We start from the raw sequence: 16,664 nt of genomic DNA on the forward strand, positions 1-16,664 counted from the left end.
GAGGCCGCTCCTGCAAGAGCATTGGATATCGGTCAGGACGTATGTGCCGGGTCCACCTTGGCTTCCCGGTGATTGGCCCAGTATTGAATCAGCTCGCGCAACTGCGACAACTCCACCGGCTTGGCCATGTGTCCGTCCATGCCTGCCAGCCGCGCGCGCTCCTTGTGTTCGGCCAGTATGTGCGCTGTCAGTGCCACCACCGGCGTGCGCTGGCGCTGGTTGTCAGCTTCCCAGGCCCGCAACTGCTGGGTGGCCGAGAAACCGTCCAGTATCGGCATCTCGCAGTCCATCAACACCAGGTCATAATGCTGCGCTTTCATCGCCTGCAAGGCCTCTTCGCCATTGCAGGCGGTATCGGGCTTGAGGTTGAGCTTGCCGAGCATGCTGCGGATCACCTTGGTCGAGATGCTGTTGTCTTCGGCGACCAGCACGCGGAAGTCGCCTGGCAGGTCCAGCGCCTGCGGGATGCCAGGCAGGCTGGCAGGCATCGCCTGTTCGCGGCCGCGCTGGGCCAGCTCCTCGGCCAGGGTGGTCTTCAACGTATAACCGGCCACCGGCTTGGCCAGTATTCGCTTGACCCCGGCGTTGCGCGCGATGACTTTGCTCGGCGCATTGCTGATGCCGGTGAGCATCACCACCAGAATGTCGTGGTTCAGGCTCGGGTCTTCCTTGATCTTGGCGGCCAGCTGCATGCCGGTCATGCCGGGCATGTTCTGGTCCAGCAGCACCGCATCGAAGTAGTCGCGCAGGTGCGCCTTGGTGCGCAAAAGGGCCAGAGCCTCCTTGCCCGACGGCACTGCGCTGACGTTCATGCCCCAGGCGCTGCACTGCTGTACAAGCACCTTGCGGCACGTGTCGTTGTCGTCCACTACCAGCACGCGGGCATCGCGCAGCGGGCTGTCGAGGTCCGCCGGTGGCTGTTCCAGGCGTGAAGGGTCCAGCGGCAAGGTCAGCCACAGGGTGTTGCCCATGCCGGTGTTGCTCTTGATGCCGAACTCGCCCTGCATCAGACCGATCAACTGTTTGGCGATGACCAGCCCCAGGTGGCCGCCCAGCTTGTTGCTGGAAAGGAAGTGGTGGCTGTGCAACTCGGCCTGCAGCAAGGCTTCACGGTCGGCAGCGGGCAACGGCTCGCCGCTGTCCTGCACGGCGATACGCAGGCGTGGCACCTCGCCGCGTTGATCCAGCGCCACCACCAGCAGGATCTCGCCCTGGTCGGTGTTTTTCAGGGCGTTTTCCAGCAGGCTCGACAAGGCCTGGCGCAGGCGCGTCGGGTCTCCGCTGATAACCCGCGGTACTTGTGGCTGGGTGAAGCTGATCAGCTCGATGTTCTGTTGCTCGGCCTTGGCGCGGAAGATGTTCAGGCAATCCTCGATCAGCGCGTTAAGGTCGAACTGCACATCATCCAGCTCGATTTGCCGGGATTCCAGCTTGGAAATGTCCAGAATTTCGTTGATCAGCGTCAGCAGCTCGTTGCCCGCGCTGTGGATGGTCTGCACATAGTCACGTTGCTTCACCGACAGCGGTGTGCCCAGCAGCAGTTCAGTCATGCCGAGCACGCCGTTCATCGGGGTGCGGATTTCGTGGCTGATCTTGGCCAGGAACTCGGCTTTGGCGTTGATTTCTGCATCGCTGGCGGCCAGTGCACGGCTGGCGCTGAAACGCTCCTCGCTTATGCGCCGCAGCCGTTCACTGACTGCCAGGTTGAGCAGCAGGCCACTGACCACGGTCAGGCCCAGCAGGATGCACAGCAGCCAGGGTGTCGAGGTGCGTGTCAGGCCCAGCAGGGCTGGCAGCAGGACCAGGCCTCCGAGGTTGAACACCACCATGGCCAGGCTGAACAGGCGTCCGGGTGCATAGCCCTTGTACCAGTGGTAGCTGCTGACCAGCAGCATGCTCACGCTGCCCAGCGCCATCAGGGCGTAGGTCATCAGGTTCAGTGGCAGGGTATCGACGAACAGCAGCACCAGGCCACTGAGCCCGACAATCAGCATCTCACCCTGCAGCAGGCGGTTAAGCCGTGGCGAATTGCACGGCGAAAAGAAATGTTGGGTGAAGTACAACCCGGACAGGCCGGCCAGGACCAGCGTCAGATAGGCGGCAGGCGTTTGCGCACTGTGCCACACATGCCACCAAGGGCCGCTGAGGTTCAGCAGGATCAGGCCGCTGAGCAGCATCAGGCCGTGGTACAGCGCCAGGATCAGGGTGGTGCTGGAGCGGGTGTAGAGGAAGCGGATCAGGTTGTGCATGATCAGCATGATCAGGCCGCCGAACAGCATGCCGAACCACAGCGGCTGGCGTTGATCCGAGGCTGCCTCGGCCGCAGGTTCAAGGCTGATGGCCGGACGCAGCTGGTGCTCTGAGGCCAGGCGCAAGTAGATGTCCAGCGGTTGCCTGCTGTTGGGCAGGGGCAATACATGGTCGCTGCCACGCAGGGTCGGGCTGGCATTGCCGGCCTGGCGCCCGTGGTGCAGCTGACGTAGAAGTTGTTCGCCTTCGAGGGCGTAGAGGTCCAGGCCAGAAAGGTCCGGGGCAAATACCCGCAGCAGCTGCTCCTGGTCACCTGGTGCCAGACGATAGTGCAGCCACAAGGCCTGTCCAGCCGGGGCAGCATCAAGGTCGGCGAGAGGCAGTGGGCTGAACTGGTTGCGATAGCGCTCGGAGCGCACATCGCTCAGTTGCAGGTTGGCCTGTTCGTCGAGCAGAACGGTCCAGCCTCCGTCATGTTCGGCCGCAGCCGGAAACATGCAGAGCAGGGTCAGCAAGCTGACGATCAGAGCTGAGGCAATCCGAAGCCGACGCACTACGAAATCCCTTCTTGGCCGATGTGCCGGGTACTCACTATGCGCGGCGCGCGAAGTCGAAGGCAAGGCCCATTCCGGGCCCTGTCGACGAGCCGGATGCCGCAGGCTGAAACCGCTACGGCATACCGGTAGTACTTACTGCTGGTGCTCACCGCGCTCGCGGGCGATGGCCCGATAGCCGATGTCGGAACGGTAGAAGCTGCCGTTCCAGCTGACTTCCTTGGCCAGGCGATAAGCCTGCTGCTGCGCGTCGGCAACGGTGCTGCCCATGGCGGTGGCACACAGCACGCGCCCGCCGTTGGTGGTTACCTTGCCATCCTTGAGCGCAGTACCGGCATGGAATACCTTGCCTTCGATCTTGGCGGCAGCGTCCAGGCCGTTGATCACGTCGCCCTTGGCGTAGTCGCCCGGGTAACCGCCCGCTGCCAGGACCACGCCCAGGCTCGGGCGCGGGTCCCACTGTGCTTCGACCTTGTCCAGTGCCTTGGCGAACGCAGCTTCCACCAGCAGTACCAGGCTCGACTCCAGGCGCAGCATGACCGGCTGGGTTTCCGGGTCGCCGAAGCGGCAGTTGAACTCGATGACCTTGGGGTTGCCCGCCTTGTCGATCATCAGGCCGGCGTAGAGGAAGCCGGTGTAGACGTTGCCTTCCTCGGCCATGCCGCGCACGGTTGGCCAGATCACCTGGTCCATCACGCGCTGGTGCACGTCGGCGGTAACCACCGGGGCAGGGGAGTAGGCGCCCATGCCGCCGGTGTTCGGGCCGGTATCCTGGTCGCCGACGCGCTTGTGGTCCTGGCTGGTGGCCATGGGCAGCACATTGTGGCCGTCGACCATGACGATGAAGCTGGCTTCTTCGCCGTCGAGAAACTCTTCGATCACGACACGCGAACCTGCTTCACCGAAGGCGTTGCCAGCCAGCATGTCACGCACGGCGGCTTCGGCTTCTTCCAGCGTCATGGCGACGATCACGCCCTTGCCGGCCGCCAGGCCATCGGCCTTGATCACGATTGGCGCGCCTTTTTCCTGCAGATAGGCCAGCGCTGGCTCGATCTCGGTGAAATTCTGGTAGTCGGCGGTCGGGATCTTGTGACGTGCCAGGAAATCCTTGGTGAAGGCCTTGGAGCCTTCCAGCTGGGCCGCGCCCTTGGTTGGGCCGAAGCAGTCCAGGCCGCGGCTGCGGAACAGGTCGACCACGCCGATAACCAGCGGTGCTTCCGGGCCGACGATGGTCAGGTCGACGTTTTTCTCGGCGAAGTCGGCCAGTTGCTCCAGGGCACACACGTCGATGGCGACGTTCTCGCACTTGGCTTCAATGGCGGTACCGGCGTTGCCCGGGGCAACGAAGACTTTCTCGACGCGTGGGTCCTGGGCGACTTTCCAGGCCAGGGCGTGCTCACGGCCGCCGCTGCCGATGATCAAAACTTTCATGTCAAAACCTCGATTCAAGTGATCCCGTGGCTTGCGCCGAACACTGTGGGAGCGGGCTTGCCCGCGAATGCGGCGGTGAATCCACCATCGTATTCGCGGGCAAGCCCGCTCCCACAGGATCTCGACTCGCCTCGGGATCCGCGTAATTAGTGGCGGAAGTGGCGCATGCCAGTGAAGACCATCGCGATGCCGGCCTCGTCGGCAGCAGCGATGACTTCAGCATCACGCATCGAACCACCCGGCTGGATCACGGCGCTGATACCCACTTTAGCTGCATTGTCGATACCGTCACGGAACGGGAAGAATGCATCCGACGCCATGACCGCGCCCTGCACCTGCAGGCCAGCGTGCTCGGCCTTGATTGCAGCGATGCGGGCGGAGTTGACGCGGCTCATCTGGCCGGCGCCGACGCCGATGGTCTGGCGCTGCTTGGCGTAGACAATGGCGTTGGACTTGACGAACTTGGCCACTTTCCAGGCGAATACCAGGTCGTGGATCTCTTGCTCGGTCGGGGCACGCTTGGTGACGATCTTCAGGTCATCGGCGGTGATCATGCCGATATCGCGGCTTTGCACCAGCAGGCCACCGTTGACGCGCTTGAAGTCCCAACCGGCAGCGCGCTCGGCTGGCCACTCGCCGCACTCCAGCAGACGTACGTTCTGTTTGGCAGCCACCACGTCGCGGGCGGCCTGGGAGATTTTCGGGGCGATGATCACTTCGACGAACTGGCGGTCGACAATGGCCTTGGCGGTTTCGCCGTCCAGTTCACGGTTGAATGCGATGATGCCGCCGAACGCCGATTCGGTGTCGGTCGCGTAAGCCAGGTCGTAGGCTTTGCGGATGCCGCCTTCGTCTTCCGGTACTACCGCCACGCCGCACGGGTTGGCGTGCTTGACGATGACGCAGGCCGGCTTGACGAAGCTCTTTACGCATTCCAGCGCGGCGTCAGTGTCGGCCACGTTGTTGAATGACAGTTCCTTGCCTTGCAGCTGGACAGCGGTGGAAATGCTGGCTTCGCCTTTCTTGGCTTCGACATAGAACGCCGCGCTCTGGTGCGGGTTCTCGCCATAACGCATTTCCTGTGCCTTGACGAACTGGCTGTTGAAGGTGCGCGGGAATTCGCTGCGCGCCTCGGTGCTCAGGGTGTCCTTGGCCTGGTCGATGGTGCCCATGTAGTTGGCGATCATGCCGTCGTAGGCGGCAGTGTGCTCGAACGCCTTGAGCATCAGATCGAAGCGCTGGGCATAGGTCAGGCCACCGGCCTTGAGGCCTTCGACGATGCCGGCGTAGTCGCTGGCGTTGACCACGATGGCCACGTCCTTGTGGTTCTTGGCTGCCGAACGGACCATGGTCGGGCCGCCGATGTCGATGTTCTCGATGGCGGTCGGCAGGTCACAGCCAGGCTTGGAAATGGTGGCTTCGAACGGGTACAGGTTGACCGCAACCAGGTCGATCGGCTTGATGCCGTGCTCGTTCATGATGGCGTCGTCGGTGCCACGACGGCCGAGGATACCGCCGTGGATCTTCGGGTGCAGGGTTTTGACCCGGCCATCCATCATTTCGGCGAAGCCGGTGTAGTCGGCCACTTCCACCGCGTTTACGCCGTTGTCCTTGAGCAGCTTGTAGGTGCCGCCGGTGGACAGGATCTCGACACCGAGCTGCTGCAGCTCACGGGCGAATTCGAGGATACCGGTCTTGTCGGAGACGCTGATCAGGGCGCGGCGGACTGGCAGGCGGGTAGTCTGGTCGGTCATTTCGGGTTCCAATAACGCGGTGGAGTCAGCAAAAAAGGCGCCTCTGTTCAGGGAGTCGCCTTTTCTGGATGGGATTCTGGCTTACAACAAGTCGTACTGCTTGAGCTTCTTGCGCAGGGTGCCTCGGTTCAGCCCGAGCATCTCGCTGGCCTTGGTCTGGTTGCCCTTCACGTAGTTCATCACGCTTTCGAGCAGGGGCGCCTCGACTTCGGAGAGCACCAGGTTGTACACGTCCGTCACGGTCGCGCCTTCCAGGTGGGCGAAGTAGTTGTGCAGCGCCTTCTCGACGCTGTCGCGAAGGGTCTGGCCCTCTTCGCTCGGCGTGTTGAGGTGCTGTTTCAGGTTGGCGTTGTCGCTCACGGGCGTTGTTCCACTCACAAAATTCTCGGTCATCATCATCATGCGGCCACCCCTTGTCCGTCCTCTGTCTCAAGGCTCTGTCGACGTTCGCTGAAAAACGCGCGAACGTTGGCGCACTGCGCTTGTGTGTCTTCCAAAGCGTTGAACCGGGAGCGAAACTCCTTGCCGCCGGGTCGTGTTGCCAGGTACCAGCCAACGTGCTTGCGGGCGATACGTACGCCCATCACATCGCCATAGAAGGCATGCAGCGCGGCCAGATGCTCCAGCAGGATGCGTTCCACTTCGTCCAGTTGCGGCGCTGGCAGATGTTCGCCAGTGCGCAGGTAATGCTCGATCTCGCGAAAGATCCATGGCCGCCCTTGGGCAGCCCGGCCAATCAACAGGCCATCGACCCCGGTGGTTTCCAGCACCGCCCGGGCCTTTTCTGGCGAGGTGATATCGCCGTTGGCAAAAACCGGGATTGACACCGCCTGCTTGATGGCCGCGATGGTGTCGTATTCGGCTTCGCCGGTGTACAGGTCGGCACGTGTGCGGCCATGCACCGCCAGCGCCTGGATGCCAGCCTGTTCGGCGATCTTCGCCACGTTCAGGCCGTTCTTGTTCGCCCGGTCCCAGCCGGTGCGGATTTTCAGGGTCACCGGTACGTCCACAGCGCTGACCACGGCGTGGAGGATCTCGCTGACCAAGGCTTCATCTCTCAATAAAGCAGAGCCTGCGGCTTTGTTGCAGACTTTTTTTGCCGGACAGCCCATGTTGATGTCGATGATCTGGGCACCCGCTTCGACATTGGCCTTTGCCGCCGCTGCCATCATCTGCGCATCACCGCCGGCGATCTGCACCGAGCGTGGCTCGGGATCACCTTCATGGATGCGGCGCAGGCTCGACTTGCGGCTGTTCCACAGGCTCATGTCGCTGCTTACCATTTCCGACACCACCATGCCGGCGCCCAGGCGCTGGCAAAGTGTACGGAAAGGCTGGTCCGTGACCCCGGCCATGGGCGCGAGGATCAGGTTGTTACGTAGTGTGTATTGGCCGATGCGTACCGCCGACATAGGTGATCCCTGTTGTGGGGCCGAATCTTGGAGTTCGAAAAAGGGTTGGCATGATACCCGCTCTCGATGACTGGATAAAGATGGATTTGGATAAAATCTGAACAGTTGTCGGCTTATGCCTTTGTGCTTCAAGCAGCAAGCGACAGGACAAAAAGCGGTCGCGGTTGGGGCTTCTTGTCTTGTCGCTTGCTGCTGGCCGCTTGTCGCCTACTCCGGCGAACGGAAGCTCAGGCTGTAATTCACGGCCTTCGGCCCAGGGTCGAGGATGTCCAGGGCAATGTGGATTGGCGTCTGGCTGGGCATTTCGCCACGCCCTGCCAGTTCCCCCGACAGGTACTCGCTGGGCTTGAAGCGACGGCTGGCGATCAGTTGGCCATTGAGATCGGCGAAGCGCAGCTCCAGCAATGGGAATGGCTGGGCGAACGGTGCGCGGTTGTAGATGATCGCGTCGACAATGAGTGCGCCCTTGAAGTCCGGGTGGCTGCGCACCACCAGATTGCTGCTCTTGATGCGTGCAATATCGACGCGGGTAGGCACCTGGCAACCGATCATCGGGCAGATCTGCTGGAAAATCGGCCGATACTGGTCCTGGCGGGCCATTTCGTCGAAATGGAACCACACGTACTGGAACGCCAGCAGGCCGGCAGCCAGCAGGGTCAGAAAGCCCCACAGCAGGCGCTTGCCCCAGTTGGGTGCGGGTTTTTCCCAGCCTAGCTGCAGCGGGTCATCGACCACATCGACCAGCGGCTCCTTGCGCGAGGGGCGCTCGGGCTTGCCAGCAAAGCCTGGTTCCAAGCGCTCTCCGGGCAGCGGCTCGACGGGCTCGTCGTCATGCGCCGACAGGCGCAGCGCCAGTGGCTCGTCGTCGCGGGCGCTCAGGCCCGTTTCCGGGGTTTCGTCATCGCTGATACGCAGCGGTTCGCTGAATGCGGGCTGGTCATCGCGTTCGGCCGCACGGTGCACAGGCGGCTCGCCATCGATGTCCAGGTCAAGGTTGCTGCCCAGGGTAGGCTCGGTACGCTCGCCGGGGGCAGGCTCCAGGTCCAGCTCCAAAGGTTCCGGTTCCAGTAGCACCGGGGTAGGCTCTGCCGGTTCCTGCGGCGCGTAGGGCTCATCGGTAGCCGTACCGAAAAGGTCTTCTGCGTGCTCGTCCGGGTGAAGTTCATCGCGCCGTGCCTGCAGCTTGTCATCCTGGCTGGCCGGGTGGGTCGGGGCCGGTTGGCCGCGACGCTCCAGGCGCTCCAGTTCCTTGTCGAGGTCGAGCTCGTCCAGCGCCTGGGCAGTCAGCGCCCAGTCCTGGTCAGGAGGGGTGCCGCGTACACTGATGGCAGGCTCTGGCGCCAGCTCGGCCAGCGGCTCGGCAGGCACTGCAGGTACCGGTGCCGGCACCACGGGGGCGCTGGTGGTAGCGGCGCGGTTTTGCTCCAGCAGCTGCTTGGCGGCATTGAATACCTGCAGGCAGTGACCGCAGCGCACCACGCCACGCGCCACGCCCAACTGGTGGTGGGTGACGCGAAAGCTGGTCTGGCAATGCGGGCACTGGGTGACGAAACTGTCGGTCATGCGGCGATCCGGGAGCTGTGCAGAAAAGTATTCTAGGCCCGCTTAGCGACGCCGACCACTGATGCGCACCCAGCCGTCGCGCACGACGATCGGGTCCAGTTCAAAGTCGGCGGCATAAGCGGCGGCCACGTCTTCACCTTGCTCGGCGAGGATGCCCGACAGCGCCAGCAGGCCACCTGGGCGAACCAGGCCGGACAACTGTGGCGCCAGCGACACCAGCGGGCCGGCGAGGATGTTGGCAACCAGCACGTCGGCCTGCATCGCCGGCATGTGTTCGGGCAGGTACAGCGCCAGTTTCTCGTCGGCAATGCCGTTGCGTTGGGCGTTGTCGCGCGAAGCCTCGATGGCCTGCACGTCGATGTCGGTACCTACCGCTTCGCGGGCGCCCAGCAGCAGCGCAGCGATGGCCAGGATGCCCGAACCGCAGCCAAAGTCCAGCACCTGGGTGCCTTCAAGCTGCTGGCCGTCGAGCCATTCCAGGCACAGGGCCGTGGTGGGGTGGGTGCCGGTGCCAAAGGCCAGGCCCGGGTCGAGCAGCAGGTTCACGGCGTCCTTTTCCGGGGCATCGTGCCAGCTGGGCACGATCCACAGGCGGCCGCCGAAGCGCATCGGCTGGAAGTTGTCCATCCAGCTGCGCTCCCAGTCCTGATCCTCGATCACCTCGGCCTGGTGCTCGGGCAGCTCGGCGCCGGTCAGCAGGCGCAAGTGGGCGAACACCTGTTCAGGGTCGGCATCGGCCTCGAACAGCGCCAGCAGGTGAGTGTGCGACCACAGCGGGGTGGTGTTGAGGTCTGGTTCGAAGATCGGTTGATCTTCGGCATCCATGAACGTGACCGAGACGGCGCCTACTTCAAGCAGCGCATCTTCATAGGTTTCGGCTTGTTCCGGGCTGATGGCCAGGCGTACTTGCAGCCAGGGCATGGCGGGCACCTTTGATAAATCGACAGGGGCAGCCCTAGGCTGCGCGAAGGCTGGCAGTTTACGCGAGTGCGGGGGATTTGTGGATCGGGGGCTGCACTGCAGCCCCCCGGGCATGTATCAGACAAAACAGAGCGACAGCGACTCGGCTATATAAGCAGGCTTCTCTTCACCCTCGATCTCCAGCGTGGCAATCGCCTTGAGTAGCCACTGCCCCGGTTTTTTCTCGGTCACCTCGCCCAGCTTTACCTTCAGCCGAACCCGGCTGTCGACCTTGACCGGCTGAATGAAGCGCACGCTGTCCAGCCCGTAGTTCACCACCATCTTCAGCCCTTGCGGCAGGACGAGGATGTCCTCGATCAGCTTGGGGATCAGCGACAAGGTCAGGAAACCATGGGCGATCGTGCCGCCAAACGGGGTTTTTGCTGCCTTCTCAGGGTCGACATGGATGAACTGGAAGTCGCCGGTCGCCTCGGCGAACAGGTTGATGCGCTGCTGGTCGATCTTCACCCACTCCGAGTGGCCCAGCTCCTTGCCAACGTACTGCGAAAGCTCTGTAACCGGTACATGGGGCATCGCGGACTCTCCGGGTTGTCAGTTGGTACGAAAGTACAAGATCAGCACGGCGAACCGTTTCAGTCAAGTTGCCCGCTTTTCGGCGAATATCGGTCTATAGCTGAGCGTGCTTATAATGGCGGCCATGCCCGAGGGAGATGCTTATGCTGTTGCGTGGTTTGACCTGGCTGGTACTGTTCCAGCTGCTGGGGACGGCGATCAATCACCTGTTTGTGCCGTTTTTGCCCGGGCCGATCATCGGCCTGTTGTTGCTGCTGCTCTTTCTCATGGCTCGCGGTGAGGTCGGCAAGCCGCTGAACGAGGCCGCCAGCAGCTTGCTGCGCTATCTCCCGCTGCTGCTGGTACCGCCGGCAGTCGGGGTGATGGTATATGCCAAGGACATTGCCGCCGACTTCTGGGCGATTGTCGGGGCCTTGCTGATCTCCTGTCTGATGACCCTTGTGTTCGTCGGTGTGCTGATGCAAAAGCTCATCCAGCGCCAGGGCAAGCGTGAGGAGCAGCCATGATGCTCGACTGGCAGGGCGCACTCGATGCGGTCATTCACCACCCATTGTTCGGTATTGGCATCACGCTGGGGGCCTATCAGGTCGTGCTGGCAGCCTACGAGAAAACCCGCTGGATCTTCCTGCAACCTGTACTGGTGTCGATGCTGCTGGTGATCGGTGTGTTGCTGCTGTGCGGTATCGATTACAGCGAATACCGCAAAAGCACCGAAATCATGAACATCCTGCTGGGGCCCGCTACGGTGGCCCTGGCTGTGCCGCTCTACCTCAACCTGCGGCGTATCCGCCAGCTGTTCTGGCCGACATTTACTACGCTGGTAGTCGGAGGCCTGTTTGCCACGCTCTGCTGCCTGGTGCTGGGTTGGTGGTTCGGTGCCGAGCACATGATCCTGATGACCATGGCGCCGAAGTCCGTCACCTCGCCGATCGCCATGCTGGTGGCTGAGCAGATTGGCGGCGTGGCGGCCCTGGCGGCAGTGTTCGTGTTGATTACCGGGGTGATCGGGGCGATCTTCGGCCCGGCGTTGCTGAGCCGCTTCGGCGTGCACAGCCCTGAGGCGCGCGGCATGTCGCTGGGCGTGACCGCACACGCAGTGGGCACTTCGGTGGCCCTGCAGGAAAGTGACGAATGCGGCGCCTTTGCCGCGCTGGCGATGAGCCTGATGGGGGTGGCTACAGCGGTGTTCCTGCCGCTGGCAGTCAGCCTGGTGGCTTGAGGAATTGTGATGACGCTACCGCTGTTTCCGCTCAATACCGTGCTGTTTCCTGGCTGCTTCCTCGATTTGCAGATTTTCGAGGCACGCTACCTGGACATGATCGGGCGCTGCATGAAGCAGGGCGAAGGGTTTGGTGTGGTGTGCATCCTTGAGGGCGAACAAGTTGGCAAGGCGCCGCCGGTGGTCGCCTCGATCGGCTGTGAAGCGGTGATCCGCGACTTCGTGCAGCAGGATAATGGCTTGCTGGGTATTCGCGTCGAGGGCGTGCGGCGCTTCAATCTGGAAAGCTCCGAGGTGCAGAAGGACCAGTTGCTGGTGGGCCAGGTGCAATGGCTGCCGGAGCAGGCAGACAGCCCGTTGCTGGAGGCCGATGACGACCTGCTGGCGCTGTTGGTGGCCCTGGGTGAGCACCCCATGGTCGAAGCGCTGGGCATGCCGCGCCCGGTGGACGGGCGTCAGGCGCTGGCCAATCAGCTGGCGTACTTGTTGCCGTTCATGGAAGAAGACAAGCTGGACCTGCTGACCCTCGATTCGCCGCAGCAGCGGCTGGGGGAAATCCAGAAGCTGCTGGAGCGGATTCAGGGTGAGTTGTTCGCCTGATGGATCTGCATTGCCTGTGTCGGCCTATTCGCGGGTAAACCCGCTCCTACGACAAGCGCGATACCCAGTGTAGGAGCGGGTTTACCCGCGAATAGGCCGGCACAGGCAACATCAATATTGATACCTGACCAACGCTTGCGGCAGCGCATGCATGGCGAAGAACGTCAGCAGCGCCACACATGCCGGCAACACCAGCCACCACACCCGCAGCGGCAGGGCTGGCAGGGTCTGCTGGCGTTGCACCAATGTCAGGCTGAGTGCGCATACGCAACAGGCCAGCAGGGCCCCAGCCAGGATATCGGTTGGCCAGTGCGCCCCCAGGTACACCCGCGACAGGGCAATCGCCAGCGCCGGAATGCACCCCAGCATCACCCAGGTCAGGCGCATGCGTGGTGGCTGCCCACGCCCCGCCAGTACGGCCATGACCAGGAAGAACGCGAACGATGCCGAGCTGTGCCCGCTGGGCATGCTGTAGCTGGTCAGTGGGTCGGTCAGTACTTCCGGCCTGGCCCGGGCAAATAGCCATTTCAGTGTGCCGTTGGCGATCGCCGTACCCATCAACGCGCCAGCGGCGAAAAATGCGTGTCGCCACTGACGGGCAAGCAGCAGCAGGCCGGTCAGCAGGCCGCCGAGGAACAACTGGGTGCGGAAATCGCCTAGCCGTGTCACCAGCACCACGGTGCTGTCGATGGCCTGGCTGCGATGCTCCTGGACCAGTGTCATCACGCCTTGGTCGAACTCATGGAGGTAGGGCCAGCCGAGGAATACACCGGCCAGGGTGATGAAGCTGAGCGCGGCAACCAGCCGGGTGCCGTGGCGTTGGTCTCGCAGGCTGGTATTCAGGCTCAGGCCGATCAGCACCGCGAGGGCGCCGGCGATGATCCCGGCGTCCAGCCAGAAGCCTTCCGGCAGGGGCAGGCGCATGGCGGCGCCGGTGGCCCAGCCGGGTAGCAGGTAGGCGACCGACCAGCCGGCACCCGCCAGCAGGCTGACGGCGATGAAGCGCGGCAGGGGCATGTCGAACATGCCGGCGACCATTGGCAGCATCGGCCGCAGCGGGCCGATGAAGCGGCCTACCAGCAGGCTGGCGATGCCATAACGCTGGAAGTAGCTTTCGGCGCTGCCGATCCATTCCGGATGGTGGCGTAGCAGCGGCAGGCGGCGGATGTTCTGGTGGAAGTACTTGCCCACTGTGTAAGACAAGGCGTCGCCCAGCAGGCCGCCGAGAAAGCCGAGGAGCAGCGTTTCGCCCAGGCTGAACGTGCCGCTGCCGGCCAGTACCGCCACGGCGAACAGCAGTACGGTGCCCGGCACGATAATGCCGGCGATGGCCAGGCATTCGATGCAGGCCACCAGGAAAATCGCCAGGCCAAGCCACTGTGGGTTGGCGCTGAGCCAGCCGGTCAGGCTGTCGAGCCATTGGCCCATGTTCAGCTTCCTTGTTCGAGAATGAAGAAATCACGGCCTTCGACTTGGCCGCGACGTAACGGGTTCCGTGTGCAGAAACGGGCGTACCCGGCATCGACGAAGCGGTACGGCAGGTGCTCGTCGCGCCCGTGCGGGATGCCCAGGCGAGCGGCCTGGATCACTCGGGGCACGGCGTTGCCGCAGTCCTCGACGTACAGGCGTTCGGCGTCGAAACGCTGGGCGTCCCAATGCGGCACTTTCAGGCCCAGGGCCCGGCATAGCAGGGTCTGGCCGGCGCACAGGCGCTCTTGCGGGCGGATATTGCCGCTTGCATCGGGGTTGTTCAGTTGCATCTGCGCCAGGCTGTCGGGTCCCGAGAGGGCGTCCTGCCAAGGATAGGCAGACTTGATCAGCACCGCGTTGCCCGGCCCGTGGGCGCTGAAGTTCAGCGAGTCGCCGCCGCGGGCGTAGTACATGTAGATATGCCCCCCATCCAGGAACAGCGCCTTGCGTTTTTCGGTGTAGCCGAGCGAAGCGTGGCTACCTTTGTCGGAAAGGTAGTAGGCCTCGGTCTCGATGATCCGCGCGGCCAGCCACAGGTCGCCGTGGCGGTGACGGATGACCTTGCCCAGCAGGGCCTTGGCCAGGGTCTGGGCGTCGCGGTCGAAAAAGCTGTCGGGCAGGGCTGGCATGCGGGGCAGTTCGTGGCTGGAGAGGCGGGGATGATAGCAATGAATGGCTTAATCGAGGCTGAATTGGAGGGTGATGTTGGCAGTGCCGGCCCTTTCGCGGGCATGCCCGCTCCCACTGGTGGTGCATAGGTCCAGGCCTTGTGAAATCCCTGTGGGAGCGGGCGTGCCCGCGAAAGGGCCGCAACAGGCGATGGAAATCTCGATAACCCCGGTTACATCTTTCCTACACATTGCCCCATCCATTTTCGACCATCCGCCACCCGCCGCTGGGCGTACACCTGCGCGGCAGTTATAATCAGCCGATTTCCCCTTCGCCAAGACACCGAACCCATGACTGAGTCCGTTCTTGACTATATGACCCGCCTGGGTCGCGCTGCCCGTGAGGCTTCCCGGGTGATTGGCCGTGCCAGCACCGCGCAGAAGAACCGCGCCCTGCAAGCCGCCGCCGACGCGCTGGACGCTGCCCGTGCCGAGCTCACCGCTGCCAACGAGCTGGACCTGGCCGCCGGCCGCGCCAGTGGCCTGGAGCCCGCACTGCTCGACCGTCTGGCGCTGACCCCGGCGCGTATCGACGGCATGATCACCGGCTTGCGCCAGGTGGCCAGCCTGCCGGACCCGGTCGGTGCCATTCGCGACATGAGCTACCGCCCATCGGGCATTCAGGTAGGCAAGATGCGTACCCCGCTGGGGGTGATCGGGATCATCTATGAATCGCGCCCGAACGTGACCATTGATGCCGCCAGCCTGTGCCTCAAGTCGGGCAATGCAACCATCCTGCGTGGCGGTTCCGAAGCCATCCACTCCAATCGCGCCATTGCCACCTGCATTCAGCGTGGCCTGGCCGAAGCCGGCCTGCCGGCGGCGGTGGTGCAGGTGGTCGAAACCACCGACCGCGAAGCGGTGGGCGCGCTGATCAGCATGCCGGAATTCGTCGATGTCATCGTACCGCGCGGAGGCCGTGGCCTGATCGAGCGCATCAGCCGCGATGCCCGCGTGCCGGTGATCAAGCACCTGGACGGCATCTGCCACATCTATGTCAGCCAGCATGCCGACCTGGACAAGGCCTGGAATGTGGCTTTCAACGCCAAGACCTACCGCTACGGCATCTGCGGTGCCATGGAAACGCTGCTGGTCGACCAACAAGTGGCTGAGCGCTTCCTGCCAGAAATGGCCCGCCGCTTCGTGGAGAAGGGCGTGGAGCTGCGCGGTTGCGAGCGTACCCAGGCTATCATCAGCGCCAAACCGGCCACCGAAGCCGACTGGCACACGGAATACCTCGATGCGATCCTGTCGATTCGCGTGGTCGACGGCCTGAACCAGGCCATCGAGCACATCAACCACTATGGCTCGCACCACACCGACTCGATCATCAGCGAACACCAGGGTGAAGCCCGTCAGTTCATGGCTGAGGTCGATTCGGCGTCGGTCATGCTCAACACCCCGACCTGCTTTGCCGATGGCTTCGAGTACGGCCTGGGTGCGGAAATCGGTATTTCCACCGACAAGCTGCATGCCCGCGGCCCTGTCGGCCTGGAAGGCCTGACCTGCGAGAAGTACGTGGTGATCGGCGATGGCCAGTTGCGCGGCCAGGGGTCCTGCTGAGTTGAGCAAGGCCCAGGCAGTCCGGCGTATCGGCATTCTAGGTGGTACCTTCGACCCCGTGCATATCGGCCACTTGCGCAGCGCGCTGGAAGTGGCCGAGTTCATGGGGCTGGATGAGCTACGCCTGTTGCCCAATGCCCGGCCGCCGCACCGCGACACGCCACAGGTGGCCGCGCAGGATCGCCTGGCCATGGTCCGTGAAGCGGTGCAGGGCGTCGCTTGCCTGAGCGTCGATGCCCGCGAGCTGGAACGTGACAAGCCGTCGTACACCATCGATACGCTGGAATCGATCCGCGCCGAGCTGTCCGGCCACGACCAGCTGTTCCTGGTGCTGGGTTGGGATGCCTTCTGTGGTCTGCCCGCCTGGCATCGCTGGGAAGAATTGCTGCAACACTGTCACATCCTGGTACTGCAACGTCCGGATGCCGACGTAGAACCCCCTGACGAGTTGCGCAACCTGTTGGCTGCGCGCTCGGAGAGCGATCCCACCGCCATGTCCGGCCCGGCGGGAAATATTTCGTTCGTCTGGCAGACGCCGCTTGCGGTGTCGGCTACACAGATCCGACAGCTGCTGGCCAGCGGCAAATCGGTGAGGTTCCTGGTGCCGGACGCCGTACTGGCCTATATCGAGGCGCACGAACTGTATCGTGCGCCCAACTGACGGTGCCTCTGGCGCCTCATCCAAC

General features: G+C 63.3%; 15 protein-coding genes. 5 read left to right on the forward strand and 10 right to left on the reverse strand.

Annotated elements, in window-relative coordinates; all coding sequences use genetic code 11:
- Nucleotides 1–32: 32 nt before the first annotated feature.
- The 8 genes from AA098_RS02980 to AA098_RS03015 form a co-directional block, all read right to left on the reverse strand.
- Nucleotides 33–2,804: a hybrid sensor histidine kinase/response regulator gene (locus AA098_RS02980; RefSeq protein ID WP_004577053.1), complete on the reverse strand. Its 2,772-nt coding sequence runs from the start codon at nt 2,802–2,804 to the stop codon at nt 33–35.
- Nucleotides 2,805–2,939: 135 nt separating this feature from the next.
- Entirely contained in the window at nt 2,940–4,235 is a 1,296-nt protein-coding gene (gene purD, locus AA098_RS02985; protein ID WP_003249685.1) for a phosphoribosylamine--glycine ligase, read from the reverse strand.
- Between the two features lie 146 nt (nt 4,236–4,381).
- On the reverse strand, nt 4,382–5,989 hold the full coding sequence (purH, locus tag AA098_RS02990) for a bifunctional phosphoribosylaminoimidazolecarboxamide formyltransferase/IMP cyclohydrolase (RefSeq protein WP_003249687.1): 1,608 nt from the start codon (nt 5,987–5,989) through the stop codon (nt 4,382–4,384).
- A gap of 81 nt (nt 5,990–6,070) precedes the next feature.
- The gene (fis, locus tag AA098_RS02995) at nt 6,071–6,391 is read right to left on the reverse strand and encodes a DNA-binding transcriptional regulator Fis (RefSeq protein ID WP_064613819.1); all 321 of its coding nucleotides are present in this window, start codon (nt 6,389–6,391) and stop codon (nt 6,071–6,073) included.
- Nucleotides 6,388–7,401 (reverse strand): tRNA dihydrouridine synthase DusB, encoded by a 1,014-nt coding sequence (gene dusB / locus AA098_RS03000; RefSeq protein ID WP_047604682.1) that lies wholly within the window; start codon nt 7,399–7,401, stop codon nt 6,388–6,390. The genes fis and dusB overlap by 4 nt, the downstream gene beginning before the upstream one ends.
- Nucleotides 7,402–7,608: 207 nt before the next feature.
- A complete protein-coding gene (locus tag AA098_RS03005) occupies nt 7,609–8,964 on the reverse strand; it encodes a DUF3426 domain-containing protein (RefSeq protein ID WP_054889024.1) in 1,356 nt (451 codons plus the stop codon).
- Between the two features lie 42 nt (nt 8,965–9,006).
- A complete protein-coding gene (gene prmA / locus AA098_RS03010; protein ID WP_004577055.1) occupies nt 9,007–9,885 on the reverse strand; it encodes a 50S ribosomal protein L11 methyltransferase in 879 nt (292 codons plus the stop codon).
- Nucleotides 9,886–10,002: 117 nt separating this feature from the next.
- The gene (locus AA098_RS03015) at nt 10,003–10,458 is read right to left on the reverse strand and encodes a MaoC family dehydratase (RefSeq protein WP_003249703.1); all 456 of its coding nucleotides are present in this window, start codon (nt 10,456–10,458) and stop codon (nt 10,003–10,005) included.
- A 143-nt stretch (nt 10,459–10,601) separates the two neighbouring features.
- Between AA098_RS03015 and AA098_RS03020 the strand changes: the two genes are divergently transcribed.
- Genes AA098_RS03020 through AA098_RS03030 form a run of 3 tightly spaced genes read left to right on the forward strand, consistent with a single transcriptional unit; the run spans nt 10,602 to nt 12,277 of the window.
- On the forward strand, nt 10,602–10,964 hold the full coding sequence (locus AA098_RS03020; RefSeq protein WP_064613820.1) for a CidA/LrgA family protein: 363 nt from the start codon (nt 10,602–10,604) through the stop codon (nt 10,962–10,964).
- Nucleotides 10,961–11,677, forward strand: coding sequence for an LrgB family protein (locus tag AA098_RS03025; protein WP_004576852.1), 717 nt, complete (start codon nt 10,961–10,963; stop codon nt 11,675–11,677). Before AA098_RS03020 ends, AA098_RS03025 begins: the two co-directional genes overlap by 4 nt.
- A gap of 9 nt (nt 11,678–11,686) precedes the next feature.
- Entirely contained in the window at nt 11,687–12,277 is a 591-nt protein-coding gene (locus AA098_RS03030) for an LON peptidase substrate-binding domain-containing protein (RefSeq protein ID WP_003249708.1), read from the forward strand.
- Nucleotides 12,278–12,388: 111 nt separating this feature from the next.
- On the opposite strand, the gene AA098_RS03035 is transcribed toward AA098_RS03030, so the two are convergent.
- A complete protein-coding gene (locus AA098_RS03035; RefSeq protein WP_004576853.1) occupies nt 12,389–13,705 on the reverse strand; it encodes a bifunctional DedA family/phosphatase PAP2 family protein in 1,317 nt (438 codons plus the stop codon).
- Between the two features lie 2 nt (nt 13,706–13,707).
- Entirely contained in the window at nt 13,708–14,376 is a 669-nt protein-coding gene (locus AA098_RS03040; protein WP_003249713.1) for a DNA-3-methyladenine glycosylase, read from the reverse strand.
- A gap of 330 nt (nt 14,377–14,706) precedes the next feature.
- Here AA098_RS03040 and AA098_RS03050 point away from each other — a divergent pair, with 330 nt between their 5' ends.
- Nucleotides 14,707–15,978: a glutamate-5-semialdehyde dehydrogenase gene (locus AA098_RS03050; RefSeq protein ID WP_004576854.1), complete on the forward strand. Its 1,272-nt coding sequence runs from the start codon at nt 14,707–14,709 to the stop codon at nt 15,976–15,978.
- Nucleotides 15,947–16,639 (forward strand): nicotinate-nucleotide adenylyltransferase, encoded by a 693-nt coding sequence (nadD, locus tag AA098_RS03055; protein ID WP_010955423.1) that lies wholly within the window; start codon nt 15,947–15,949, stop codon nt 16,637–16,639. The genes AA098_RS03050 and nadD overlap by 32 nt, the downstream gene beginning before the upstream one ends.
- Nucleotides 16,640–16,664: the final 25 nt, after the last annotated feature.

It is taken from the genome of Pseudomonas sp. JY-Q, assembly GCF_001655295.1.
Lineage (GTDB): Bacteria > Pseudomonadota > Gammaproteobacteria > Pseudomonadales > Pseudomonadaceae > Aquipseudomonas > Aquipseudomonas alloputida.